Source organism: Streptomyces sp. NPDC048295 (genome assembly GCF_040652135.1).
Classification (GTDB): Bacteria; Actinomycetota; Actinomycetes; order Streptomycetales; family Streptomycetaceae; genus Streptomyces.
In genome coordinates, this window is the sequence record NZ_JBEZLL010000026.1 from 50,645 (window position 1) to 77,567 (window position 26,923).

A 26,923-nucleotide genomic window follows, 5' to 3' on the forward strand; every position below is an offset into this window, starting at 1 on the left:
CGCCGCGCGGCGTCAGTCCTTCAGATGCTCCAGGATCCGGTGCATGCCGCTGTTCCAGTTCTCCTTGAGTGCCGCGACGGCCGCGTCCAGGTCGCCGCGCTGCAGGCACTCGGCGATCCGTTCGTGCTCCTGTGCCGAACGCTCCAGGATGTCCTGGTCGCCCAGGGCCACCCGCTCGTAGCGGTGCATCGTCACCTTCAGGGAGGTGATCAGCTTCATCAGACGGTCGTTGGTGCAGCCGGACAGCAGCAGGTCGTGCCAGGCGTCGTCATAACGCTCTATGACGTCGTGGGGCGCCTGCGGCGCCGAGAACGCGCGCGCCTCCGCCAGCAGACGGGGGGCCGTCGCCGCCAGGTGCCCGGGATCGCTGGACTCCAGGGCGAGCGCCTCCAGCGCCGCGACGATCGCGGACAGGTCGCGGAACTCCTGCGCGCTGAGCGGCGTGAAGCGGAAGCCCTTGCCGCGCTCGCTGGTGATGACGCCCTCGCGCTCCAGCGTGATCAGGGCCTCGCGCAGCGGTGTCCGGCTGACGCCGAGTTCGGTGGCGAGCTGGCCCTCGTTGATCGGCTCACTGGTCGCGATCGTGCCGCGCCCGAGGCGCTTGATCAGTTCCTCCTTGACCTGTTCGCGCAGCGGGCGGTTTTCGATTGGCATGTGAGGCTGCCCTCCCCTTCGGTCCGGTCGATTATCCGCTACCGGCGGGTCACGCGGTACCGGCGCCGTCGACCGGGATGACCGCTCCGCTCAGGAACGCCGAGGCGTCGGAGGCGAGGAACGCCACGGTCCGGGCGATGTCCCGGGGCTGCCCGATCCGGCCGAGCGGCCGGTCCGCGGCGTCGGCGTAGAAGGCGTCGGAGCTCTCGCCGAGCTGGCGGGCCTCCTCGGCCAGCATCCCGGTCGCCGTGTCACCGGGGCAGACACAGTTGACGCGGATGTTGTCGGGGCCGTGGTCGATGGCCATGGCGCGGGTCATGTTGACGACGGCGCCCTTCGACGCGCAGTACGAGACGGCCCGGCCGCCGCCGCGGATGCCCCACCCGGAGCCGGTGTTGACGATGGAGCCGCCGCCCCGGGCCGCCATCCCGGGGATCACGAGACGGCTCATCAGCATCACCGAGCGGATGTTCACGGCCATCACCAGGTCCCAGTCGTCCTCGGTGATCTCGCAGACCGTGGAGCGGCGGATGATGCCCGCGTTGTTGAAGAGGACGTCCACGCCGCCGAACCGCTCCTGCGCCGTGTGGACGACGGCCTCGCAGTCCTCGCGCCGTGACACGTCGCAGCGTACGAAGGTTCCGCCGGTGTCCTTCGCGGTGCGTTCGCCGCCGTCCGTGTCGATGTCCGCGATCACCACGCGGGCGCCGAGTTCGGCGAGCACCTGGGCGGTGGCACGGCCGATGCCGGCTCCGCCGCCGGTCACGATCGCGCGCTTGCCGTCGAGGGAGATCATCTTGGGCTCCTTGTGTCCGGTGTCGGGGGTACGTGGTCACATGGCCAGGCGGTACAGCGAGGTGTGCCGTCTGCCGGTGATGACGGGATGGTGGCCGGACAGCTCCGCGTCGAGCGCGTCGTCGCCGGTGTCCAGGAGAAGGGGGCGGCCGCCGAGCGCGGCCAGTTTCGCTTCGGTGCACAGCACGAGCAGGCGCTCGCGGCCGCCCGCCGCGCGCAGGACGCGCGCCGAGATCTGCTGGTTGCCGCGGCCCAGGAGGAAGCCCTGGCCCCCGATGGGGGAGAGTGCGATCCAGGCGGGCCCGAGAGCGAGGAGGGCGTCCTCGCCCACGTCCCGGGCCACGATCCGGGGCGGGTGGCCCGGCCGCAGGCCGAGCACGTCGACCCCGGTCAGCGAGACGTCCGCGCCGAGCGCCGCCGCCACCGCCCGGGTGGTGCTGCCGGGGCCGAGCACGAGCAGCCCGGACCCGACCCGCTCGGCGACCTCGGCCGCGATCCCCCCGACCGCCTCCGGTGCCGCGGCGGCGCTGCCGGTCTTGCGCTGCTGCACGCGGACCGGCACGTCGGGAACGGGGAGCCACCCGAAGAGCCGCGAGGTGACGCGCCCCTCGCCCAGGGCGTCCTCGTCGCGGTCCATCACCTCGGCGTCCCGCAGCCGGACCCTGCCCGTGCGGGCGAGCCACGCCGCCGCGACCTCTCCCGCGGCGCGCGGGCTGACGGCGAAGACGGCCGAGTGCATCTTCACGCCGGTCGGCACGCCGAGGACCGGGCAGGGTACGCCGGTGAGGGAGCGGAGGGAGCCGAGCACGTCCCGCGCGGTGCCGTCGCCCCCGGCGAAGAGCAGGAGGCCGACGCCCTCGGCGACCACGGCCCGCACGGCGGCGGCCGTGTCCGCGGCCGAGGTGTCCCGGCCGGTCCCGGCGTACACGATCCGTTCCGTGAGCCCCGCGGCGGCGACGGACTCGGCGCCCAGCGGGCCGGCGGCGGTGACGACGAGGAGCCCGTCCCGCGCCGGCCCGCCCGCACGCGCCGCCAGTTCACCCAGCGCCGCGGCCGCACGTGCCGCCGCCAGCGGGCGTGCGCCCAGCGACAGCGCCGTGCGGGCGCGGTCCGGTCCGTCGGTGCCGCCCAGGCCCACCCGGCCGCCGAGCCCGGCGACCGGGTTGACCACCAGACCGACCCTCGTCACCGGCCGGCCTCGCCGAGCACCTTGCGGCGGTAGGCGCGCCAGGAGACCGCCCAGACCGCGGGGTCGTCCAGGGCCTGAGGGCGCACCCGGTGGATGGTCGAACGGTGCGGTGCCGTGCGCACGGTCTCCGGGTCCTCGTACGCCTCGCGGGCGATCTCCGCGAGGATCGCCGCGTACTCGTCGAGGTCGGCGCGCGTGTAGGACTCGGTCGGTTCCAGCGTCATGGGTTCCGGCACCACATAGGGGTGGTGACTGGTCCAGTAGTGGGTGCCGAAGTCCGCGGCGCGCAGACCGATGTCCTCGGAGTGCAGGCCGGTGTCCTCGTGGAGCTTCTGCCAGCTGTAGCGGACCTGCTCGACGCGCGGGCGCCCCGCCGCGTACGGGACGGAGACGCCCGGTATCCGCCGGACCTTGTGGAGCAGGTAGTTGTTGTTGAGGACGGCCGTCTCGGCGGCGGCCCGCAGGCCCTCGGCGCCGAGCGACATGATCCACGCGTACGCGCGGACCAGGTTCGGCACGACGCCGTGGAACGGCCGCATCTTGCCGACCGATTCGGGCCGGTCGTCGTCCAGCCGGTACCTGCCCGTCCCCGGGTCGAACTCGACGGTCGGGCGCGGGAGGTACGGGGCGAGTTCCTCCGTGACGGCACAGGCGCCCGCCGCCGGACCACCGCACGCGTGCGGTGTCGAGAACGTCTTGTGCAGGTTGAAGTGGCACAGGTCGAAGCCCGCGTCCCGGGCCCTGGTGATGCCGAGGATGCCGTTCGCGTTGGCCTGGTCGTACGCGCACAGGCCGCCCGCCTCGTGCACGATCCGGACGAACTCCTCGATGCGTGGGTTGTAGATCCCGGTGTCCTCGGGGTTGGTGATGAGGAGCGCCGCCGTGCGAGGGCCGACCGCCGCCCTGAGCGCCTCGATGTCCGGGTAGCCGTCCGCGTCCGGGTGGAGTGTGATGACCTTGAAGCCCGCCGTCTTCGCGCAGGCCGCGTTCGACGGGTGGGAGAAGATGGTCGTGATGATCTCGTCGCGCTGCTCCAGCTCGCCGCGCGCCGAGAAATGGGCCCGGATCATCGACACGTTGGTGTAGATCGCGGCGGAGCCCGCACCCGGCTGGAGCGACACCCGGTCCATGCCGGAGATCTCCTTGAGGAGCTGCTCCAGGCTGTGGATGATCCCGAGGACGCCCTGGACCGTGTCCTCGTCCTGGAGCGGGTGCAGCGATGCGATCCGCGGGTCGCGGACGAACTGGTCGTTGACCTTGGGGCTGTACTTCATGGTGCAGGTCCCCTGGCCGACATCGATGTTGAGGTCGGCGCCCAGATTCTCCTGCGAGAGGCGCAAGTAGTGGCGCAGGACCTGCTGCTGGGACATCTCCGGCAGGGCGGGCGGTTCGGCGCGGCGCAGGGCGGCGGGGATCGCGGGCCTTTCGAGGGACGGGCCGGCGGACGGTACGAGGACGCCGCGCTCGCCCGGCGAACCGAGTTCGAAGATCAGCTTCTCGTCCCAGGACGCCTGCTGGAACCGGCGCAGACGCGGCTTGCCGGCGATGCGCGCTTCCTCGGGGGAGACGGACACGGGCGCGTGGGCGGTCACTTGACGATCTCCTCAAGGGTCGCGGCGAGCCGGTCGATGTCGGCCCTGGTGTGGACTTCGGTGACGCAGTACGCGGCCTCGTGCTCGCCGGTCGGCACGCCGCCGAAGATGCCCCGCTCCTTCAGGCCGGCGCGGATCTCGTCGGCGGTCCGGCCACCCGTGTACCGGACGGTGAAGTCGGCGAAGTGCAGGGCGTCGCCGTACGGGACCTCGATGCCGGGCACCTCGGCGAGGCGGTTGCGGGCGTACGCGGTGAGCGCGAGGACGGTGTCGCCGATCTCCCGCATGCCCTGCGGTCCCATCAGCGCGAGATACACCCCGGCCCCGATGCCGTGCAGCGCGGCGGCCGTGCCGACCCACTCCTTGCCCTCCTCGCGCAGCGCGAACGAGGTCCGTTCGTAGGCGACGTCGCCGAAGCCGTACTCGCCCTCGACGCTCGTCGGCACCAGGCCGAACAGACGCGAGGGGTACTCGGCGACCAGCCGTTCCTCGTCGCGGGTGGCGATGAAGCCCGCGTTGGCGCCGCCGAAGCTCTGGTGCAGGCCGAGCGGCTGGATGTCGCCGCAGGCGATGTCGGCGCCGTATGCGGAGGGCGGCGCGAGCACGCCGAGGGTGAGCGGATTGCAGCCCACGACATACAACGACCCGGCCTCGTGGGCGAGTTCGGCGAGGCGGGGGAGCGCCTCGTCGACGATGCCGAGCGCGGAGGGCGAGTCCGCGTACACCGCGGCCGTGTCCCCGGCGGCGAGCGCCCCGCGCACCGCGTCGAGGTCGGCGCGGCCGGTGTCCGGACCGACCGGGACCACCGTCACGTCGTGGTCGGGGCTCACGTAGTCGCGTATCCGGGAGAGCTTGTCGGCGTCGATCGCGGTGGCGACGAGCAGGCGGCGGCGGCCGGTGATCCGGCCGGCCATGCGCAGGGCGGTGCCCGCGGCCTGGAAGCCGTCGTACACCGGGACGTTGACGACCTCGACGTCCAGCAGTTCGGCCATCATCGACTGGTACTCCCACAGCGCCTGGAAGCGGCCGTGGTCCTCGTACGGCTCGCCGGCGTATGCCGTGAGGAACTCGCTCCGGTTGACCACCTCGTCCACCACCGCCGGGACGTGGTGCTGGTAGCAGCCGGAGCCCAGGAAGCTGAGCGCCTGCCGGGTCGAGGTGTTGCGGCCGAGCAACTCCTCCATGTGGCGGGTGAGTTCGGCCTCCGAACGCAGTGGGGCCGGTAGGTCGAGGGGGCGGTGGAGCCGGATGCCGTCCGGGATGTCGGCGTAGAAGTCCTCTACGCTCCCGGCGCCGATCTCCTCCAGCATCGCCTGCCGTACGGCCGGGACCGCGTTCGGGATGTAGGGATGGGTGTAGGTGTGTACGGAGTCCTGGGGTGACGTCATGCCGCGCCTTTCGCGTGAGCCGGCTCGGGGGCCGGCCATGGACCACAGCAGCAAAAGTCTTTGGGTGTACACCTCTTGACGGCAGCCTCCGTCATTCAGTGTTCTGAATACAGCATTAGGCATTCAGGCTCCAGGAGGCAAGAGTGTCAACAGGACCCACCCGACGGGCCGTTCTGGCCACAGGCATCGCGGCCGCGGCATCGTCCCTGGTCAGCGGATGCGCCATGGGCGGCGCGGGCGGCGGCCAGGCCCGCGACATCGGCGGCGGGAAGGAGGGCGAAGGGGGCGAGGTCAGCGGAAGGATCACCGTCTGGTCGTGGGACGTGGCCGCCAAGGCCATGAAGCGCCTCGCCCGCACCTTCGAGGAGCACCACCCCGGCACCACCGTCGACATCGTCGACATCGGCTACGACAACGCCTACGACAAGATCACCGTGGGCCTGCGCGGCGGCTCGGGCCTCGCCGACGTCCTCACGGTCGAGGGCAGCCACATGCCGCGCTACCTGGGCAACTTCCCGGGCGGTTTCTACGACCTGACGAGCCTCGGCGGCCGCTACGGGGGCGACTTCGACCGCGCCGCGTGGCGCACCGTCACGGGCAAGGGCAGCACCGTCTTCGCCCTGCCCTGGGACATCGGCCCCTGCGCGCTCTACTGCCGCACGGACCACTTCCGTGCCGCCGGAGTCGACCCCGCGTCACTGCTGACCTGGGACGACTATGTGGCAGCGGGCGTCCGTATCAAGCAGGCCACCGGCCGCAAGCTGCTCATCATGGACTCCACCGACACCGGGATCCTGCCGATGCTGCTCCAGCAGCAGGGCCAGCTCTACTTCAGGAACGGCCGGGTCGCCGTCGACACCCCTCAGGCAGTGAAGGCCCTCACGCTGATGAAGACCCTGCACGACAGGGGGCTCGTCGACTACGAGAAGGGCTGGGACGGGCTCGTCACCGGCACCAAGGAGGGCAAGGCCGCCACCACGCCCACCGCCGCCTGGTGGACGGGCACCATCACCGACGAGATGCCGGAGCTGAAAGGGAGGTTCTCGGTGGTGCCGCTGCCCGGATTCACCCCCGACGGCATCCGCACCTCCAACATCGGCGGCTCCACGCTCTGCGTCCCCGCGCAGAGCAAGAACCCCCGCCTCGCCTGGGCGTTCATCGAATTCCTGCTCACCGGCAAGGCCAACCAGGTCTCCATGCTCAAGCGCGAGGGACTCTTCCCCGCCTATCTGCCCGCACTCGACGACCCGTACCTGAGCACGAAGCGGGAGTACTTCGGCGGGCAGGCGGCCCTCGACGTGTTCGCCCGGCTCGCCCGCAACATCCCGCCGGTCGAGTACGACAAGGACGACGCGAAGGCCACCGACATCATGGTCTCCGCCGTCACCGGCGTGATGCTGCGCGGCAAGGACCCGCGCGCCGCCCTGGACTCGGCCGCGCGACAGCTCGCCACGGCCACCGGCCGCGAAAGGGTGAAGTAGCCCGATGGCAGTCCCCACCACCCACGACCGGCCCATGGCTCCCGCCCGCGCCCCGGCCCGGGCGCGCCGCGGACGGCGGCGTCCCACCGCCTGGATCTTCGCCGGACCGGCGGCCGTCCTCTTCGCGCTCTTCTTCGCCTACCCGCTGGGCGCGAGCCTCCTGCAGAGCTTCACCACCGAGGACGCCGGCGCCATCCACTGGGCCGGACTCGACCAGTACCGGCGCATGACCGACGACCCCGCCTTCCTGGAGTCGCTCGTCAACACCGGGATCATCCTCGTCGTCCAGGTCCCCGTGATGATCGGCCTGGCCCTCGTCCTCGCCGTCCTGCTCAACCAGTCCTGGCTGCGCTTCCGCGGCACCTGGCGAGCGGTCTACTTCCTGCCCGCCGTCACCACACTCGTCGCGTACGCCGTCGTCTTCCAGGTCCTCCTCAAGACCGACGGCGGCCTCGTCAACCAGATCCTCGGCGCCGTCGGCATCGGCCAGGTCGACTGGCTCAACAGCCCCACCTGGGCCCGCGTCTCCCTGATCGCGTCCCTGACCTGGCGCTGGACCGGCTACAACGCCATCATCCTGCTCGCCGGACTCCAGTCCATCGGCAAGGAACAGTACGAGGCCGCGGCGATCGACGGCTCCGGCACCCTGTCCACGTACACGCGCGTGATCCTGCCGCAGCTGCGCCCGGTCGTCCTGTTCTGTGTGATCACCTCCACCATCGGCACCCTCCAGCTCTTCGACGAGAACTACGTCCTCACCCGCGGCGGCCCCGACGACGCCACCCTCACCCCGGTCGTCTACCTCTACAAGGTCGGCTTCCAGCAGCTCGACTTCGGCTACGCCGCCGCCATCGCCTGGGTCGTCGTCGCCCTCATAGCCGCCGTCTCGGCCCTCCAGTACGTCGCCTTCGGAAGGGAGCGCCGCCGGTGACCGCCCCCCAGCAGGCCCCCGTACGCATCCCCCCGGCCCGGCGCGCCGGCCGGTACCTCGTCCGCCTCCTCCTCGCGGCCGGCGCGATCGTCAGCCTGGTGCCGTTCCTCTGGATGGCGATCGCCGCGACACACTCCACGTCCGAGCTGTTCCACTCGCCGCCGCCGTTCCTGCCCGGCGGCAGACTCCTCGACAACCTCGTCCGGCTCCAGGACACCATCGGCTTCGGACGGGTCCTCCTCAACAGCGTCGGCATCGCCGTCGTCCACACCGCGCTCAGCTCGCTGATCTCCGCCATGTGCGGCTACGGACTGGCCAAGTACCGCTTCCGCGGCCGGGGTCTGCTGCTCGGCGCGGTGCTCGCCACGATGATGATCCCGTTCCAGGTACTGCTCGTGCCGCTGTTCCAGATGATGGCGAGCGTCGGCTGGATCGACTCGTACCAGGCGGTGGTCCTGCCGTTCCTGGCGAACTCCTTCGGCATCCTCCTGATGCGGCAGAGCTTCGTCGACTTCCCCGACGAACTCCTCGAATCGGCCCGGATCGACGGCTCCGGCGAGCTGCGCACCTTCTACCAGGTCGTGCTGCCGTGCGTGCGCCCGCAACTCGGCGCCCTGGTCATCTTCACGTTCATGGCGCAGTGGAACAGCTTCATCTGGCCGCTGCTCATGCTGAACTCCGAGGACAAATACACCGTGCCTGTAGCACTCAACACCCTCACGGGGCTCTCCCACGTCGACTACTCGGGCCTGATGCTCGGCTCGCTCCTCGCCACGCTTCCGCTGATGCTCCTCTTCCTGGTCTTCCAACGGCAGTTCGTCGCCGGACTCCTCGGCGGGGCGGTGAAGGGATGAGCCGCCTGACCCGTGTCCCCGGGGTCCTCTACGGCGGTGACTACAACCCCGAGCAGTGGCCCGAGGAGGTCTGGGCCGAGGACGCCGGGCTGATGCGCGAGGCCGGAGTCACCATGGTGACCGTCGGCGTGTTCTCCTGGGCCCGGCTCCAACCCGGCCCGGAATCCTGGGACTTCGACTGGTTCGACCGTCTCCTGGACCTGCTGCACGCCCATGGCATCGCCGTCGACCTGGCCACCGCGACCGCGTCACCGCCGGCCTGGCTGGTGCGCGCCCACCCGGAGATCCTGCCGGTCACGGCCGACGGCGTACGCCTCGAATTCGGCTCGCGCCAGCACTACTGCCCGTCCTCGCCCGACTACCGCGCCGCCGCACTCCGGCTCACCCGCACCCTCGCCGAACGCTACGCACACCATCCCGCCCTCGCCCTGTGGCACATCCACAACGAGTACGGCGATCACGTCACCGAGTGCTTCTGCGCCCGCTCCGCCGCACACTTCCGCGCCTGGCTCACCGACCGCTACGGCACCGTCGGCGCCCTCAACCAAGCCTGGGGCACGGCCTTCTGGTCGCAGCGCTACAGCACGTACGACGAGATCGAACCGCCCCGCACCGCCCCTGGACCGGTCAACCCGACGCAGCTGCTCGACTGGCGGCGCTTCTGCTCCGACGCCCTCCTCGAATGCCACCGGGCCGAGCGCCGGGCACTCGCGGAGATCGCCCCCGGCACCCCGGCCACCACCAACTTCATGTCGATGTTCAAGGCACTCGACTACTGGAAGTGGGCCGAGCACGAGGACCTCGTCGCCGACGACGCCTACCCGGACCCCGCCGAACCCCGCGCCCATGTCGACGCCGCCCTCAACTACGACCTGATGCGCTCCCTCAAGGGCGGCCTGCCCTGGCTGCTCCTCGAACAGGCGCCGTCCGCCGTCAGCTGGCGGCCGGTCAACGTCCCCAAGAAATCCGGCCTGCAACGCCTCTGGTCCCTCCAGGCACTGGCCCGCGGCGCCGACGGCATCATGTACTTCCAGTGGCGCGCCTCCCGCGCCGGAGCCGAGAAGTACCACAGCGCCCTGCTCCCGCACCGGGGCACCGCGTCCCGGGGCTGGCGCGAGACGGTGCGCTTCGGCGCCGAACTCGCCCGGCTCGGCGAGGTCACCGGCACCACCGCCCCGGCGGAGGTGGCGATCGTCCTCGACTGGGACTCCTGGTGGGCCCTGGAGGCCGACGACCACCCCTCGGCCCGGATGCGCTGGCGCGAGCTGCTGCGCCCCTGGTACGCGGCGCTCCACGCCCGCGCCGTCACCATCGACTTCGTTCCCCCGCACGCCCGCCTCGACGGCTACCGGGCCGTCCTCGCCCCCAACCTCCATCTGCTGCGGCCCGAGAACGCCGCACGCCTCGCCGCCTACGTACACGGCGGCGGCCACCTCGTGTGCGGTCCCTTCTCCGGCGTCGTCGACGGCCACGACCACATCCACGACGGCGGCGCGCCCGGGCCGCTGAGGGACGTGCTCGGCGTGTCCGTCGACGAGTTCTGGCCGATCCCCGACGGCGTGGCGGTGCCCCTGGCCTCCGGCGCCGAGGCCACCCTGTGGAGCGAGTGGATCGAGCCCGGAGGCCCGGACACGGAGGCCGTCGACTCCTACGGGGCCGGCGAGCTCACCGGCCGCCCCGCGATCACCCGCCACCCCTACGGCACCGGCACCGCGTGGTACGTCAGCGCCCACCTAGGCGACGGCATCGCGGCCGTGCTCGACGGGGCGCTGGGGGCGGCGGGCGTACGGCCCGTGCTCGACGTCCCCGAGGGCGTCGAGGCGACCGTGCGCTCCGGCGCACAGGGCACGTACCTCTTCGTCCTCAATCACAACGACCACACCACCCGGACCCCGCTGACGGGCCGATACGCCATCGGCGGTACCGACCTGCTCACCGGAAGAACCGTCCGCGGCCACATCGACCTCGGCCCACTCGGCGCCGCCGTCCTGCGCATCGCCACCGACACCCCTGGAGAGACCGGGAAATGACCCGATCGAGAGACCGACACCCGACCGGACGCCGATCCCTGAGCGCCCTGACCGCGCTCCTCCTGGCGGGCGGTGCCCTCGCCGTACCGCAGGCGGCGAGCGCCCACGGGCACCCGAAGCCCCCGCCTGCGTACGCCGACGTCCTCGACCTGCACGGCACCCCCGCCGCCGCGCAGCCCGGCGACGACGAGGACAACAATCCCGTCAACGTCTTCGCCGACCAGGGGTCCTGGCACGCCTATGCCCTCCCGGAGGCCGGCGACAAGGACGCGTACGGAGGCTTCTCCGGGCCCCTCTACATCGCCCAGGAATACCCCTGGTGGCTCAGCAAGTCCTTCAGCCGCATCCGCCTCACCGAACACGGCCGCACTGTGGACCTGGCCGGCGGCGGTGCGCCCCGGCTCACCTCGCTCCCGGGCCGCCTCCTCCAGTCCTACGACCTCGGCCGCGGCCTGCGCCTCACCCTCGAACTCCGTTTCGCCACCGACCGCAGCGCCCTGGTCAGGGCGGAGGTCCGCAACACCGGCCCGGCGCCCCGCACCCTGGGCGCCGACTGGACGGGCAGCCTGCTGCGGCCCGCCGACAAGCCGATGCGCGACGCACCGTCGCTGACCGCCACCGGCTCCGGCGTCGGCGTCGACTTCGCGAAGGTCCGCGAGACATGGGACTACCTCACCGACGGCACGGAGCGCTTCGAGGTCACCCACAGGGACCGCGTCCGCACGACGGTGGACGGCGACAGCTACCGCACCGAGGCGGCGGACCCGGTGACCCTCGCCCCCGGCCGCTCGCACAGCTTCGACTGGACCGAGTCCTACACCTTCACCGCCGCCGAGCGCGGGAAGGAGCGGGCGAAGGTCCGCGAGGTGCTGGCCCGCCCCGCATCCGTCGTGTCCGCGTCCGACGCGCGCTGGCGTGGCTACGTCGCCGGGGTCACCCGGGGCGTGCCCGCCGACCGGCGGCGTACGGCCGTGAAGTCCCTGGAGACCCTCGTCACCAACTGGCGCAGTGCCGCCGGGCAGATCAAGCACGACGGGATCACACCGTCGATCTCCTACAAGTGGTTCACCGGCGGCATCTGGGCCTGGGACACCTGGAAGCAGGCCGTGGGCATCGCACGCTTCGCCCCCGGGCTGGCCCAGTCTCAGATCCGCTCCATGTTCGACTGGCAGATCCGCCCCGGCTCCACGACCCGCCCCCAGGACGCCGGGATGATCCCCGACGTCATCTTCTACAACGACCCCGCACGCGGCGGCGGCAACTGGAACGAACGCAACTCCAAGCCCCCGCTGGCCGCCTGGGCGGTGTGGGAGGTGTACAGGAAGACCGGGGACAGGGCCTTCCTGCGCGAGATGTACCCGAAGCTCGCCGCGTACCAGGCGTGGTGGTACCGCAACCGGGACCACGACCACAACGGTCTCGCGGAGTACGGTGCCACCGTCGACCCCGCCAACGACTCCCCCGAGGAGCGGCGTCTCGCCGCCGCCTGGGAGAGCGGCATGGACAACGCGCCCCGCTTCGACGCCACCCTCGGCACCGGCATCGTCGCCAACAGGGCCGCCGACGGAACGCTCCTCGGCTACTCCGTCGACCAGGAGTCCGTCGACCTGAACTCCTATCTCGCCTCCGACCAGGGGTACGTGGCGCGCATCGCGGGCGCGCTCGGCCGCGGCGCCGACGCCCGGCACTGGCAGCAGCGCTCCGAGGCCACCGCCACCGCCGTCCGCACGACGATGTACGACGCCACGGACGGCTGGTTCCACGACACCGCGCTCGGCACCGGCACACCGCTCACCTCCCGGGGCCGTGGCATCGAGGGTGCCGTCCCGCTGTGGACCGGCACGGCGTCCGCCGCACAGGCCCGCTCCGTGCGCGACAAGCTGACGGACCCGGCGGAGTTCGCCACCACCGTGCCCTTCCCGACGGTGGCGAAGAGCTCCCCCTACTTCTCGCCGACCGCTTACTGGCGCGGCCCCGTCTGGTTCGACCAGGCCTACTTCGCCCTCGGCGGCCTGCGCCGCTACGGCTACGGCAAGGACGCGGACGCCCTGACGGAGCGCCTCCTCACCCGCGCGTCGGGCCTCGCCGGCAACGGACCGATCATGGAGAACTACGACCCGACCACCGGGGCGCCGCTCAACTCGCCCAACTTCAGCTGGTCCGCGGCGTTGCTGCTGCCGATGCTGACGGGAGACAGGTAGCGGGCGGACCGCAGCCGTCCTCGGAGCGGGCGCGGGCAGGGCGGTCATGCTCGCGCCCATGTTCTCGCCGCACCGTCCGGGCCTGCCCGAGGACCTGCCCGATCCCCGGCCGATGCGGGCCGGACGGGGACTGTTCGCCGTTCGGAGGCGACCCCGCGGGAGGAGTACCGCCCGGACCGGACCGGACCGGACCGTACCGGACAGAACCGGACAGGACCGGTCACGGGCTCGGAGCGGCCCGCGCCGGACGAGGACGAGACACCCGGCCTCGCCGGGCGGCGGGGTGCCGGCCGGTGGCCGTTCGGCACCCACCCCGCCCCGCCGGTCACACCCGTCCGGTGCGCAGCCGCACCGGACCCAGCAGGCCGCTGACCCGCTGCCCGGGAAAGACGAAATGGGTCGGGCTCGTCGCGTCCAGGCGGGGTGCCAGCGTCCCGAACACGGTGATCTCCACAGCATTGGCCCCGGGCACGACCAGCCCCGTCAGCTCGAAGACGTACGGGGAACACACCCGCACCCCCGCCTCGGTGCCCCCGACCCGTACCTCCGCGGTGCCCCGGACCCGCCCGAGGTCCAGCCACACCGGACCCGCCGCGGCATCGGCGGGCACGGTCAGCACGCGGCCGTACCGCACCCCGCCGCTGTACTCGGCCAGGCCCTGGCTCTCCCAGTCGCCGAGCCGGATCCGCCCGGGGCCCACCGCGCACCGCAGCGGACCCGCCAGCGCGGCACCGCCCTCGTACCCGGGGCGCGTCCGTACCCGCAGGGCCGCGGTCCGCGGCCCGCCGCGACCGGCGGGCGGCAGCTCGGCCGTCACGGTGCGCACCCCCCGGGCATCGACGGCGGTCACGGTGGCGGGGCATTCGCAGCCGTCCACATGGACCGTGACCACGCCGTGCACCGTTGCCGTCAACCGACGTGTACCGGGCGGGAGTTCGCACCACAGCCACTCCACACCGCCCCGGCGCCCCGGAACCGCGAACCGTACCGGCACCACCGTGCCGTCGTCGGCCTCCGGGTCCAGCCACGCGGCACCCGGCAGCGGATGGGGGCGGCGGCGCAGGAACAGGGCGGCGGGATCACCCACCGGCTCCCGGCGCACCCGGACCGGCCCGCGCCCCCGCGTGTCCTCGGCCCACCAGCGGGAGTCGCTGTGCAGGGTCGCGAGCCGCCCGCCGTGCCCGTCTTCGAGGACCGCGTCCACCAGGACCGCGCGCTCGCCGTCGCCGGACGTCGCGACCGTGATCTCGTTGTCGCCGGGGCGAAGAGCGGCCGCCACGTCGTACCGCCGCACATGTGGCACCGCGTGCTCGGCGTACGGGTCGAAGCCGCCCTGCCTGCCGATGAGCCGTCCGTTCACCCGCAGGGTGCAGGGCACCCGGGAGGCCACCTGGACGACGGCCCGGCCGGGGAGCACCGACAGGTGCAACGCGGTGCCCATCGTGCCGGGTGCGTGGATCCACTCCGGGCGCCGATAGCGCCCGGGATCCCGCACGAGGGCGAAGTGTGCACGCAGCTCGCCGTCCTGATGTGCAGTCAGGTCCAGTTCGAGGAGATGGACTCCGGCCGTTGCCCGCACCGGGCCCATCGCGAGATGGCCCCCGTCGTCGAGAGCCACCGGCACGCCGTCGATCCGTACCCGCTTGGCCGCCGCGGCACCGATCGCGAGATGCCCCTCGAAGGACTCGTCCAGCCCCAGTGCCACCCGCAGCCGCACCACCTCCCCGGCGACCACGCGGCCGATGTGCGCGAACTCCTCGGGCACATGCCCCTTCGGCCCCAGAACCGCACGGTGCACCGGGTCCTTGTACACGCCCAGGGTCTCCGACCATTCGAGTACCGAGGCGTCGCGGTCCCGGCCGGGTTCCTCACGGAGCACGACCGCGCGCGGGCCGAAGGTCGCGTGGACCGTGGCCCCGGCCGTACGACCGGGGCCGCGGGGCGCGGCCCAGCCGTCCCGGACACCGTCCTCACCGGCCGCCTCCACCCGGTGCCGGAAGGTCCGGCACTCCGTGACGGCCGTACCCGTGGGCGGCCCGGTCGCGGGGCGGGCGAAGTCGCCCCAGGTGTTGTCGAGCGTCGGGACGAGCACCATGTCCCACTCCGCGTCCGGAGGGATCTCCACCACGGTGGCACCCGGCCCGGAACGGTGCGCCACGGGCGCGGCCGGCTCCCGGTCGTGCGCCGGGAAGACCAGCACGGCCGCGGGCCCGGTGTCGAAGGGCACCACGACCTCGACGGCCCGCGCGTCGTCCTCGGCGGGCAGCGTCGGCAGCGTCCGCGGAGCACCGCCGAACGGGTCCACCAGCACGGCCGGCCCCGAAACGTCCCGCACCCGTACCCGGGCCCGCCGCGCGTAGCGGCCGGGGTCGAAGTCGTAGCGGGCGTCCAGCCAGCCCAGCGCGGCGCCCCGCTCGTCGGGGGCGGCGACGGACGCGCGGGTCGCCCGGGGCGCGGCCGCGGTCAGGAACACCACCGTGGCGCCGTCCACCCGGCGCGCGAGCGCGGGCACCGGGGCCCGGACGACCGGGTGCGCACCGCCGAGGGCGGCGGCGAGCGGACCGGCCGGGTCGTCCGTCGTGGGGATGTGCACGGCCCGGCCGTCCGCGAAGCACTCCCGCAGTCCGGCCGGGGTGTCCGTGCCGGGGCCGACCAGCTGCCCGGGGAGATCGCCCAGTGCGATCAACCGCCCACCGGCGGAGGCGAATTCGACGAGCCGCCGCGCCGTCTCCCGTTCCAGGACGGTGCACGAGGGCAGCACGATCGTGGCGTACGCCTCGTCCGCGACCCGCAGCCGTACCCCGTCGTCGAGCCGGGAGACCCGGGCGCGGGCCAGCGAGGCGTCGTCGATGACATCGGCATCGAGGCCGAGGCGGTCCATGATGCCGGGCCGGGTACGGAACCAGGCCATGTCCCCGACGAGTGCGAGGTACACCGACTGGGCGCGCCGCGCCGCTTCGGTGACCCCGTCCAGGGCGGTGCCCGCCTGGGCGGTGGTGGTGGGCAGCAGGATCGCGATGTCGCACAGATGATGACCGAGGCTCAGGATCGCGCACAGCCGGGTCACGGCGTCCGCGAAGACACGGTGGTGGCGCCAGTACGGCTGGCGCCAGTCGGTCGCGGGCGGCGCCCACTCCCACCAGCCGCCCTTGGTCGTGTAGTAGACGGCATGCGGGTTGTAGAGCGTGGCGCCGGCCCGCAGCCACGGCAGCAGCCAGTCGAAGGTCTCCTCCAGGGTGCCGCCCCAGCCGGTGGAGTGGAAGGCCTCGACCCAGGTGCGGCGGTGGCCGTAGAGGTGGGCGAGCGAGGAGTGCACGCGGGCGTCCCCGTGGTGGTCGGAGCCGGGCGCCGAGAACCAGCGGTGCGTTCGCGCGTAGTCGGCGTACAGTTCCACGCCGGCCACCGGGTGCCCGGCGCGGGCGGGGTCCTGCTGGTCGCAGCCGATGAGCAGTCCATGACGTTCGTGCCAGGCTGCCAGCGGCCGGAAGAACGCCGCCTCGGCCAGTTCGGCCCGGGTCAGGTGGTAGTCGCGGCGGACCCGGTGGACGTCCGGGTCCGCGCAGCCGTCGTACAGGGCGTCGAGCCGCTCGCCGATGTCGTACCCGTGAAGGCGCCGGAAGGCGTCGGCGAAACCGGTGGACCAGGTGGGGAGGGAAGGCAGCTCGTCCTGGAACGAGCCGACGACGACGGACCCGAGCCGGTCGCCGAGCCGGCGTTCGAACTCCCCGTGCACCCGGTCCAGCAGCGCCGCACAGGCCTCGGCGCCCAGGTAGTCGAAGCCCAGCGGCACATGGTGATGGAGCGTCAGCCGCCAGTGTCCGGGGCCGGGCGCCCGTACCGCCCCGTCGGACACCGCCACCGGGACCGCCGGGCCGGTACTCCGGCCGTCGGCGTCGAGCGGTTCGGCGCTGCCGGCGAGCGGCCGGCCGTCCGGCGGACAGCGCAGCTCGCCGGCCCGGTCCGCCGCGGACTCCACCACGGCCCGCACCCGGTCGAGCCGCCGGCCCGCGTGGGCGGGCCGCTCGTCGACGAGGCGTGCCTGCAGATCGGCGCCGGAGAAGCCGAGCTGGTCGTAGAACCAGAGAGCGACCCCCAGCTCCCGGGCGTCCTCGCACACCCCGTCGAGCAACGCCCACCACGCGTCGGAGAGAAACGGCGGATCGTCGGCGTCGGAGCCGAACAACGGCCCCGACGGCGCAAGATTGAGAAGCACGAGATTGTGCACCCCACCCTGCGCGAAGCGCTCCAGCTGAGCCCGCAGCCGGGCCCGTTCGAGCCGCTCCCCGCTCCACCACCAGATCGCGACGGGTGAGAAGGCACGCGGCGGCCCGGCGAGGACCGCCGCGATGCCCGGCGGGAGGAGGGGGCCGTCCTCCAGATGTGTCATGGGAGCTCCTCAGCCCTTGAGACCGCCCGCGAAGCCCTTGATCACATAGCGCTGGAGGACCACGAAGACGATCAGGACCGGCAGCGCGGCGAGGACCAGCCCGGCGAAGACGAGTCCGTAGTCCGAGACGTACTGGCCGACGAAGGCGAAGATGCCCACCGGCACGGTCTCCTTGTCGGAGCCGCCCAGGTACAGCAGCGGAGTGAAGAAGTCGTTCCAGATGAACACGGCGTTCAGGATGATCACGGTGCCGGTGATGGGGCGCAGCAGCGGGAACACGACCCGGGTGAACGCCTGCCGGTGGTTGCAGCCGTCGATCAGCGCGGCCTGCGCGTAGTCCGGCGGCAGCGCGCGGATGAACCCGGTGTACAGGAAGACGGTGAAGGGCAGCTGGATGCCGGTGTAGAAGAGCACCATGCCCTGGTACGTGCCGAGCCAGCCCAGGTCGTCGACGAGTCTGTAGAGCGGGATCATGCCGAGCTGGAACGGCAGCACGATGCCCAGCAGGAACAGGATGTACAGCCCGTAGCCGAGGCCGCGGGCGCACCGCGCGAGGTAGTAGGCCCCCGTGGATCCGAGGACGATCAGCAGCAGCAGGCTGACCGCCGTGATGACCGTGCTGTTGACCAGGGCGGGCCCCAGCGAGGCGGAGGACCAGGCGTCGCCGAAGTTGCCGAAGGTGGGCGGCGAGGGCAGCGAGAGGGGCGATTCGGAGATCTGCCGGGGGTCCTTCATCGCCAGGGTGATCAGGGCGTACACCGGGAACAGGAAGACCACCGCGACGGCGATCATGACCAGTTCGAGGACGTACCGCCCGTACGGCGGTCTGCGGCGCCCGCGCCCGGGTGCTGCCGTTCCCGGGCTCGTCGAGGTGCTCACGCGGTGACCTCCCTCGCGCGCAGGTAGCGGAGCTGGACCAGCGAGACGGCGGCGACGAACAGCGCGAGGACCAGGGCCACGGCGGTGCTGTAGCCGAACTTTCCGTAGACGAAGGCCTCCTTGTACAGGACCGTCGACAGCGTCTCGCTGGAGGTGCCGGGTCCGCCGTTGGTGGCGGCGTAGACCTGGTCGAAGAGTTTGAGTCCGCCGATGGTCGACAGCATCAGGTTGATCGTCAGCGCCGGGGCCAGCAGCGGCCAGGTGACGTAGCGGAAGCGCTGCCAGGAACCCGCCCCGTCGATCCGGGCCGCCTCGTGGAGCTCGGCGGGTACGCCCTGGAGTCCGGCCAGGAAGACGACCATCGAGTAGCCCGCGTACTGCCACACGACCATCGCCGCGACGGACCACAGGGCGAGCGAGGGGTCGCCGAGCCAGTCCTGACGCAGTCCGCCGAGCCCGACCGCACCGAGAAGACCGTTCAGACCGGCGCCGTTCTCCGGGTTGTAGACGTACTTCCAGAGGATCGCGACCATGACCGGGCTGACCACGGCCGGCGCGAAGAAGATCAGCCGCAGTACCGCCCGGGACCTGATGTTGGTGTGGACACCGAGTGCGAGCAGCAGGCCGATGCCGTTCTGGACCACGACCACGGCGACGGTGAGCAGCAGGGTGTTGCCGACGGACTCCAGGGCCCGGCCGTCGTCGAGCAGGGTGCGGAAGTTCTCCGTCCCGGTGAAGGAGAAACCGCCGATCCCGGACCAGTCGGTGAAGGCGTACATCACCCCGGCAAGGCTCGGGTAGAGCACCACGAAGGCGTAGACGACGAGTGCCGGGACGACGAAGAGCCAGGGCGGGACGGTGTGGTCGCGGTGCCGGACCGGACGGCCGCGACCGGCCCCGGGACCGTCCCCGGCCGTACCTGCCGGGCCGGGGACCGTCTTCTCGGAGGTGCTCGTCACGACTTCTTCCCGTAGGCCTCGTCCATCTGTCCCAGCGCGCCGTCGACGTCCGTCTTGCCCGCGAGGAGGTTCTGCACGGCGGCGAAGTGGGCCGGCTGCACCTCGGCGTTGGGCCAGCTCTGGTCCATGAAGGGGACGGCCCGGTTGCCGTCGATGAGGGGCAGGAAGCCGTCGAGGACCGGGTCGGTCTTCGTCGAGGCGCCGCGCTTGAACGGGATCGCGGCCACGGACTGCGCCCAGCGGTCGACGTTCTCCTGCTTCCCGAGGAACTCGATGAACCGCTTCGCAGCGGCCGACTTCCTGGACCGCGCGGACACCCCGAGCCCGACGACGATGCCCGCCGGGATCCACAGGTCCGCGGCGTCGTCACCGCCCGGGAAGGGGAACATGCCGAGGTCGTCCGGATTCCGTGCGGCCTGGCGGAAGTTGGCGAGCACGGCGGAGACCTGGACGGCCATCGCCGCCTTGCCGCTCGCGACCATCGAGGTCTGCTGCTCGTACGTCGTACCGTTGGGGTTCTCGTTGAAGAAGCCCCGGCGTTGCAGCTCCTGGTACTTGCCCATTGCATCGGCCCACCCGGAGCCGCGGAAGTGCGCCTTGCCGGAGGCCATCTCGGCGTCGAAACCCGGGTTCTTCGCATAGACGGCGTTGGGGACCAGCGCGTAGGTGATCAGCTGGGTGACCCAGGGCGTCTGCGTGCCGAGCGCGATCGGGATGATGCCCTTGGCCTTCAGCTTCGCGCAGACATCGAGGAGTTCGTTCCAGGTCTTCGGCGGTTCGACTCCGGCCTCGGCGAAGGCCTTCTTGTTGTGGATGGCGCCGATGACGCTGCTCCCCGCCGAGTACAGATACGTTTTTCCTTCGTGCCGGTAAGCGGGGTGGAAGTTCGCCGGGACCTCTTTGGCCCACGGCTGCGCGCTGAGGTCGGCGAGCAGTCCGGCCTTGGCCAGCTCGACCATGGACATGGCGCTGCCGCTGCCGGGATAGAGCACATGGACATCGGGGGCGTTGCCCCCGGCGAGCTGGGTGCGCACCACCGTCTGCACCTGGTCCGTGGGCGCGAAGGAGGTGGCGAACTCGTCGTCGGGCCGGGACTTTCGGTAGAGGGCGACGAGCTCTTCTATCGGTTTCTGCTGGTCGGCGACGCCGACGACGCGCAGCTTGCCCGAACCGCCGGAATCCGAACAGGCCGTCAGAGCGGGCGGAAGGGCGGCGAGCGCCGCGACCCCGCCGCCGATCCGGAGAAACCCCCGGCGGCCGACCGTGCTGCGGTCCGGCCGGAAGCGAGAACCCGTCGTCATGGTGTGTCCTCCTCGTACGAACGGGCGAACGAAGGTTTCGCCGCCGGTCCTGATGTGCGTCGGCTCGGGGTGGTGGACGGCCGCGGACGGTCCGCCCCGGGCGGGTCGCCGACCGGGGGATGGGCCGCGGTGAAGCGGTAGGCACCCGAGGAAACCCGGTAGAGCACATGGTCGGCAGCGGTCGAGACCGCTGTGATGTGGCGGTCCCCGGCATCCGGGACCAGGCCCGATTCGCGGACCGACCCCGGGTCCGTCGTGGGCACGTACACCTCGGCGGTGGCGCCGGGCGGCACCAGGACACGCAGGGCGATCCGGCCGCCCCGCCGCTCCCAGGTCACCGAGACGGTGCCGCGGACCGACTCGTAGCGGGCACTCGCGTGGCGGAGCCCGCCGGGGCGCGGCCGGATCCGCAGCGTCCGGTACCCGGTGGAGTCCGGTGCCTGGTCCAGGCCGGCGACACCGCGGTAGAGCCACTCGCCGACCGAGCCGAGCGCGTAGTGGTTGAAGGAGTTCATCGACGGCGCCCTGAAACCGGCGTCGGGGGTCCACCCGTCCCAGCGCTCCCAGATGGTGGTGGCGCCGTGCCGCAGCGGAAACCGCCACGACGGCACCTCGTCGCGGAGCAGCAGCGCGTGGGCGAGATCGGCCCGTCCGTGGGCGTCGAGTACGGGCGCGGCCAGCGCCACTCCGAGAAAACCGGTCACCAGGGCCGGGCCCGCCGACTCCACGAGTTCGGCGAGACGGCGGGCGGCGGCCCCGGCGAGCCCGGCGGGCAGCAGCTCGAAGGCGAGCGCGAGGAGATACCCGGTCTGGGTGTCGCCCGCGACGCGCACGCGAAGGCCCTCCACGGCCTCCTCCGTGGTGACGAAGTGCTCGTTGAACGTGCGGCGGATGTCGTCCGCGAGCCGGTGGTGGCGCTCCCCGACGTCCTTCTGCCCGAGGGCCTCCGCGGCCTGTGCGGTGAGCCGGGCACTGTGCGCGAAGTACGCGGTGGCGACCACGTCACGCGGGGTGGGCGTGCCGGGGGCGAGCCAGTCGGAGAAGTGCGGACCCACCCGGTGGCGCCAGACCAGCCCCGGGTTGTGACGGCGGATCAGGTCGACCCAGGCGCACATGCCCGCCAGGGACCGGGCGAGGAACCGGGGATCGTTGTAGACGCGGTAGAGGTGCCACGGAATGATCACCCCCGCGTCCGCCCAGCCGGGCGCGCCCTCGTCGGCGACTCCCACGAGGCGCGGGGCGACATTGGTGAAGCCGCCGTCGGGGGTGCGGGCGTCGTCGATGTCGCGCAGCCATTTGGTGAAGAATGCGGCGACATCCGCGTTGAGCGCGGCCGTCGGCAGGAAGACCTGCGCGTCGGCCAGCCAGCCGAGCCGCTCGTCGCGCTGCGGACAGTCCGTGGGGACACTGACGAAGTTCGAGCGCTGCCCCCACGCCACACAGTCGTGGAGCCGCCTCAGTTCGGCGTCCGAACAGTCGAACTCCCCGGCCCACGGCGTGTCGCTGTGCAGTGCCACGGCGACGACATCGGACTCGGCCAGCTCCGGGATGCCGCTGATCTCCGCATACCGGAACCCGTGATACGTGAAGCGCGGCTCGAACACGAGGTGCTCGCGGCCGTCCCCGACGAGCACATCGGTCGCGGCGGCGGTGCGCAGATTGGCGGTGTACAGCCGCCGCGACCCGTCCAGCACCTCGGCGTGACGGATCACCACCCGCGCCCCGGCGGCGAGCCCACGGACCGTCAGCCGTACCCGTCCGGCGAGGTTCTGGCCGAAGTCGACGACGTGGGTGCCGGAGGAGACGCGTTCGACCGAGCACGGGCGCAGCTCGGCCATCGCCCGGACGGGCTCGTCGGCGGACGCCACCAGCAGGCGGTGATCAATCTCCGTGACCAGCGCCGGGGACCAGCCGGAATCGTCGAAACCGGGCAGCTCCCAGCCCTCGGCGGCACACCGCAGATCGTGGCATTCGCCCATCAGCAGATCCGCGTGGCGGATCGCTCCCGTGCCGGTGCGCCAGGTCTCGTCAGTGGCGATCACGGAGCTTCGGCCGTCCGGTCCGGTCAGGTGGAGTTCGGCCAGGAACTGGGGGGACGAACCGTAGTGCGCCCCTGCCCGGCGCGGCTCGAAGCCCACGAAGCCGCTCCACCAGCCGTCGGCGACGGTGGCCGCCAGGACGTTCTCGCCCTCCCGCAGCAAGGCGCTGACGTCGTACGTCTGGTACTGGACGCGGTGGCGGTAGTCGGTCCAGCCGGGGGCCAGCTCGGCGTCACCGACCCGCTCTCCGTTGAGCCGCAGCTCGTACAGACCGCGCGCGCTGACATGGACCCGGCCCAGGACACCGGCGGGCACGGTGAAGGAACGGCGCAACAGGGGGCACGGGGCGAGTCCGTGGTCGTCCAGCGCGAACTCGCCCTCGGTGGGGGCGTCCATGACACCGACCGGACACGGGCCCTGGGCGATCCACGCGGCACGCCACTGGTCCGCCCGGGTGAAACCGGTCTCGAACCACGAGTCGGCCTCGGCCGGCGCGTTTGATCCGGCCGACCACACCGAGACCCGCCAGTGGAAGCGGGTGAGGCCAAGGAGCGCAGGCCCCGCGTAGTCGACCGCCGTCGCACCGGTGCCGGTGACCCGTCCGGTGTCCCAGAGGAGTTGACCGTCGTCGTCCAGATCCTCGACGCGCCGGGCGACACGGACCCGGTACGCCACCGGGTCGTCCCCCCGGAGGTCGGAGGCCAGCCGCCAGGAGAGCCGGGGCGCGGGTTCGTCGATGCCCAGCGGGGTGGCGCGGTGCTCGCAGCGCAGCGCGTACGGCCGCAGCCTCCGGACGCCAGAACGGCCCGCCGTCCGGCCCTCGGCACGATGGCGGGCGGGTGCACCCGCTGTCGGGGAACCGGACACAGCACGTCCTTCCGTCGCACCGAATTTCCCGATGTGAAATCTAACGTTAATTCTGTGGCGTGGAGACTATGAGCCGCTCCGAGGGGTGTCAAGGGTGTCGCCGGGCTGTCGTCGGACACTGCGGAAAAGGTTGGTGTATCCCCAACTAACCGCCTGTGAACGGCAAAATGACCATGCGTGGGTAGTCTTGTGGCGCATGATTCCCCTGTGATATTCACGCTGTGATTACCACATGGACGGGCGTGAAATCACGCGCCGATCCCACCTCGTACCGGACGGAATTCCGTTCGACGAAGGGACGAGTTTCATGCAAATGAACAGTGGGTCAGGTGGTACTGGAGTGTTCGGAAGACGCTTGATGCTCGGCGGAACGGTCGGGATGGCCCTGGCCGCGGCCGGCCTGTCGGCGGGCAGGGCCTGGGGTGACGCGCCCTTCCGCGAGAACCCGTTCACCCTGGGGGTGGCGTCCGGTGACCCGTGGCCGGACGGAGTCGTGCTGTGGACCCGACTCGCCCCCCAGCCCCTCGCGCCCGACGGAAACGGCGGCATGCCGCCGTACGCCTTCGACGTGCAGTGGGAGGTCGCCCGCGACGACCGCTTCCGGTCCGTCGTGCGCCGGGGACGGACCCGTGCGGTGCCCGAACTCGCCCACTCCGTCCATGTCGAGGTCTCCGGACTCCAGCCGGGCCGGCACTACTACTACCGCTTCCGTGTCGGCGGCACGCTCAGTCCCGTCGGCCGCACCCGCACCGCGCCCCCGCCGCACAGCCGGCCCAAGGAGCTCGACTTCGCCTTCGTCTCCTGCCAGGCGTGGTTCGAGGGCTTCTACACCGCCTACCGGCACCTTGCCGAGGAGGACGTCGACCTGGTCCTGCACCTCGGCGACTACATCTACGAGAACGCCATCGACGCCATGGGCGGCGTACGCAACGTCCCCGTCGCCGCCGAACTGCGGCCCGAGCCGATGAATCTCGTCCAGTACCGCAACCGCCACGCCCTCCACCGCTTCGACCCCGACCTGATCGCCGCCCACCAGGCCCACCCCTTCGCACTGGTCTGGGACGACCACGAGGTCGAGGACAACTGGGCGGGCGACAAGTCCAAGGCCGACAACGAACCCGACCAGGACCCGGCCGTCTTCCGCGAGCGCGCGGCCGCCGCGTTCCAGGCGTACTACGAGCACCTGCCGCTGCGGCTGCCGAACAAGCCGAACGGCTTCCAGGCCCGGATGTACCGCCGTCTGCGCTACGGGCGGATGGCCACCTTCCATATCCTGGACACCCGGCTCTTCCGCGACGACCAGCCCTGTGGCGACGGCACCAAGAGCGGCTGCGACGAACGCCTGACACCGGGCCGCACCATCCTCGGCCCCGAGCAGGAGCAGTGGCTGTACCGCGGCCTCGGACGTTCCGACACGACATGGAACATGATCTCCCAGCAGATCCCCGTGACCCAGGTCGACACCGACCCGGGCCCCGGCCAGGCATTCGTGATGGACTTCTGGGACGGCTACGTGGACGCCCGCCGACGGCTGTTCAAGGAGCTCACCGACCGCAACGTGAGCAACCCCGTCGTCCTGACCGGCGACATGCACCGCCACCTCGCCTCCGATCTCAAGCAGAACTTCGACGACCCGGGGTCGCCCACGCTCGGTGTCGAGTTCGTCGGCTCGTCCATCTCCACCACCAAGGACGGGATGGACCTGGACCCCTCCGGTGCCAAGCTGCTCGCCGCCAACGAGCACATCAAGTTCACCAACTTCCAGCGCGGCTACGTACGCTGCGAGCTGACCCGGGACAGCTGCCGCGCCGATTTCCGCGTCCTGCCGTACGTGACCACCCCCGGCGCGCCCGTCTCGACGCGTACCTCCTACGTGACCGAGGCCGGCCACCCGGGGCTCCAGCAGGCCTGAGGAAACGCGGCCGCCCCCTGCCACGAGAGCGACAGGGGGCGATCCGTGTCCGGGCGGGTGTCACTGCGGCCCGGAGAGGGGGTACCGGGATCAGGCGCTCCCGCCGTTCAGCGGCGGGTAGGCGTTGCGTACCAGTTCCTGGAACTGCGCCGAGAACCAGTGGCCCGCGAGCGGGGCACCCGGCAGGGCCCCGGACGGGTTGTAGCCGTTGCGGCCGTTGCCGGTGTACGTCGGGTCGCACATCCGGTCGAAGCCCTTGCCCTCGTCGTTGTCGACGGGCTGGCTGTTGCCGTCCGACTCGCCCGGCGGCTTCGCCCAGACATAGGCGTCGATGCCCGGCTCGGGGGCGGCGGCCGGCCGTTCGCCGACGCCCGCCCCGCTCTGGTTGCACCAGTTGCCGGCATGGATGCGCCGGTCCACCCGGCCGCCGTCGACATAGGCGTCCACACCGGTCTGCGGCCCCGCGGCGGTGGGCCGGGCGGAGCCGCCCCAGCCGTTGCGCGCCGTGTCGATCAGCATGCCGATGCCCGGGGCGAAGCCCTGGCTCACCAGCTCGGTGCGCAGCGCCTGGGCGAACGACAGCTCATCGACGTAGTAGTTCCAGTCCACCCACTTGGACTGGCGCACCGTCGTCCCGTTCACCGCGTCGGTGACCTTGAAATAGGGCTCCTTCAGCGCCGAGTAGTTGGCCGTGTTGACGATGAAACCGTGCACGTCGGAGACCGTCGCTCCCTCCGTGGTCGCGGCTTTCCTGAATTCCTGCGCCGCCGGTACGAAGTTGGAGTCCCAGCCGAGCCAGCCGTGGTGGGCGGCATCGACGTAGTTGTAGACGTTGGGGATCGCGCCCAGGGTGTGCAGGGCGTAGCCGACCCCCTTCTCGTAGTTGCCGTTCGCCTTCATGGTCGCGCAGGCCTCGGTGGAGCCGGCCGTGCCGCCGGCGTTGGTCACCAGGTTCGGCAGTGAGTCCGGCTCGATGAGGGTGACGATGCGCAGGCCGGCATAGGCCGGGTCGGCGAGGATGCCGGCGATGGGATCGATGTACTCGTTCTTGTACCGGTCGATCTCCGTGGCTCCGAGCTCGCCGTTGGAGGCCAGCGCGGCGCAGTCCCTTCCCGGCAGGTCGTAGATGACCACCTGGAACAGGTCGGCGCCCTGTGCCAGTGCGGTGTCGAGATGAGCGCGCAGCCCCCGTGCGTCCCCCGTGCCCGCGATGGCCGCGATGCGGTCCATCCAGACGAACGAGGGTTCGTCGGCGATGGCTCCGCCACCCGGTTCGGCGGCGGCCCTGGCGGACCAGTCCGGATTCACGTAGGGAGTGGCGCCCGCGTAGGGGTTGTCGACCCGGGCGGCTGCCGACGCGGGTGCGGGAAGAGCGACTGTCAGTGCCGCGCCCAGGGCGAGGGCGGAGAGCGCGGCGAGCCTTCGGCGTGTCACGCGCGAAGTGGTGCCTGTCCTTCTCATTGC

At 71.8% G+C, this 26,923-nt stretch carries 16 protein-coding genes and 1 pseudogene; 6 read left to right on the forward strand and 11 right to left on the reverse strand.

The annotated features are described in order from the left end of the window. Positions 1-12: 12 nt before the first annotated feature. From AB0D53_RS31325 to gcvPA, 5 genes are read right to left on the reverse strand one after another with little or no spacing between them, the layout of a single operon-like run. Positions 13-654, reverse strand: coding sequence for a GntR family transcriptional regulator (locus tag AB0D53_RS31325; protein ID WP_362452483.1), 642 nt, complete (start codon positions 652-654; stop codon positions 13-15). Between the two features lie 49 nt (positions 655-703). After that, entirely contained in the window at positions 704-1,450 is a 747-nt protein-coding gene (locus AB0D53_RS31330) for an SDR family oxidoreductase (RefSeq protein ID WP_362452484.1), read from the reverse strand. Between the two features lie 36 nt (positions 1,451-1,486). Continuing rightward, positions 1,487-2,638, reverse strand: a complete 1,152-nt coding sequence (locus AB0D53_RS31335; RefSeq protein WP_362452485.1) for an NAD(+)/NADH kinase — start codon at positions 2,636-2,638, stop codon at positions 1,487-1,489. Next, positions 2,635-4,230 carry an aminomethyl-transferring glycine dehydrogenase subunit GcvPB gene (gcvPB, locus tag AB0D53_RS31340; RefSeq protein ID WP_362452486.1) on the reverse strand — a complete coding sequence of 532 codons (1,596 nt, stop codon included), beginning with the start codon at positions 4,228-4,230 and terminating at the stop codon, positions 2,635-2,637. The genes AB0D53_RS31335 and gcvPB overlap by 4 nt, the downstream gene beginning before the upstream one ends. Further along, positions 4,227-5,618, reverse strand: coding sequence for an aminomethyl-transferring glycine dehydrogenase subunit GcvPA (gcvPA, locus tag AB0D53_RS31345; RefSeq protein ID WP_362452487.1), 1,392 nt, complete (start codon positions 5,616-5,618; stop codon positions 4,227-4,229). The genes gcvPB and gcvPA overlap by 4 nt, the downstream gene beginning before the upstream one ends. Before the next feature lie 143 nt (positions 5,619-5,761). On the opposite strand from gcvPA, the gene AB0D53_RS31350 reads away from it, so the two are divergent. Genes AB0D53_RS31350 through AB0D53_RS31370 form a run of 5 tightly spaced genes read left to right on the forward strand, consistent with a single transcriptional unit; the run spans position 5,762 to position 13,115 of the window. After that, positions 5,762-7,099 carry a sugar ABC transporter substrate-binding protein gene (locus AB0D53_RS31350; RefSeq protein ID WP_362452488.1) on the forward strand — a complete coding sequence of 446 codons (1,338 nt, stop codon included), beginning with the start codon at positions 5,762-5,764 and terminating at the stop codon, positions 7,097-7,099. A gap of 4 nt (positions 7,100-7,103) precedes the next feature. Then, a complete protein-coding gene (locus tag AB0D53_RS31355; RefSeq protein WP_362452490.1) occupies positions 7,104-8,030 on the forward strand; it encodes a sugar ABC transporter permease in 927 nt (308 codons plus the stop codon). Then, positions 8,027-8,884: a carbohydrate ABC transporter permease gene (locus tag AB0D53_RS31360; protein ID WP_362452492.1), complete on the forward strand. Its 858-nt coding sequence runs from the start codon at positions 8,027-8,029 to the stop codon at positions 8,882-8,884. Before AB0D53_RS31355 ends, AB0D53_RS31360 begins: the two co-directional genes overlap by 4 nt. Beyond that, positions 8,881-10,914, forward strand: coding sequence for a beta-galactosidase (locus AB0D53_RS31365; RefSeq protein ID WP_362452493.1), 2,034 nt, complete (start codon positions 8,881-8,883; stop codon positions 10,912-10,914). The genes AB0D53_RS31360 and AB0D53_RS31365 overlap by 4 nt, the downstream gene beginning before the upstream one ends. Continuing rightward, positions 10,911-13,115, forward strand: coding sequence for a trehalase family glycosidase (locus tag AB0D53_RS31370; RefSeq protein ID WP_362452494.1), 2,205 nt, complete (start codon positions 10,911-10,913; stop codon positions 13,113-13,115). Before AB0D53_RS31365 ends, AB0D53_RS31370 begins: the two co-directional genes overlap by 4 nt. A 325-nt stretch (positions 13,116-13,440) precedes the next feature. Here AB0D53_RS31370 and AB0D53_RS31375 read toward each other — a convergent pair whose 3' ends face one another. From AB0D53_RS31375 to AB0D53_RS31395, 5 genes are read right to left on the reverse strand one after another with little or no spacing between them, the layout of a single operon-like run. Next, positions 13,441-17,502, reverse strand: a complete 4,062-nt coding sequence (locus AB0D53_RS31375; RefSeq protein ID WP_362452495.1) for a hypothetical protein — start codon at positions 17,500-17,502, stop codon at positions 13,441-13,443. 9 nt (positions 17,503-17,511) lie between these two features. Continuing rightward, positions 17,512-18,381 (reverse strand): carbohydrate ABC transporter permease, encoded by an 870-nt coding sequence (locus tag AB0D53_RS31380; RefSeq protein WP_362452496.1) that lies wholly within the window; start codon positions 18,379-18,381, stop codon positions 17,512-17,514. Then, complete coding sequence (locus AB0D53_RS31385) at positions 18,378-19,340, reverse strand: sugar ABC transporter permease (protein ID WP_362452497.1); 963 nt, start codon at positions 19,338-19,340, stop codon at positions 18,378-18,380. The genes AB0D53_RS31380 and AB0D53_RS31385 overlap by 4 nt, the downstream gene beginning before the upstream one ends. Beyond that, entirely contained in the window at positions 19,337-20,641 is a 1,305-nt protein-coding gene (locus AB0D53_RS31390) for an extracellular solute-binding protein (protein WP_362452498.1), read from the reverse strand. Before AB0D53_RS31390 ends, AB0D53_RS31385 begins: the two co-directional genes overlap by 4 nt. After that, entirely contained in the window at positions 20,638-23,547 is a 2,910-nt protein-coding gene (locus AB0D53_RS31395) for a family 78 glycoside hydrolase catalytic domain (protein ID WP_362452499.1), read from the reverse strand. Before AB0D53_RS31395 ends, AB0D53_RS31390 begins: the two co-directional genes overlap by 4 nt. A gap of 340 nt (positions 23,548-23,887) precedes the next feature. On the opposite strand from AB0D53_RS31395, the gene AB0D53_RS31400 reads away from it, so the two are divergent. Next, positions 23,888-25,459 (forward strand): alkaline phosphatase D family protein, encoded by a 1,572-nt coding sequence (locus AB0D53_RS31400; RefSeq protein WP_362452500.1) that lies wholly within the window; start codon positions 23,888-23,890, stop codon positions 25,457-25,459. A 96-nt stretch (positions 25,460-25,555) separates the two neighbouring features. On the opposite strand, the pseudogene AB0D53_RS31405 reads toward AB0D53_RS31400, so the two are convergent. Then, a pseudogene (locus AB0D53_RS31405) lies at positions 25,556-26,920 on the reverse strand (glycoside hydrolase family 6 protein); the annotation flags it as partial. Between the last annotated feature and the right edge of the window lie 3 nt (positions 26,921-26,923).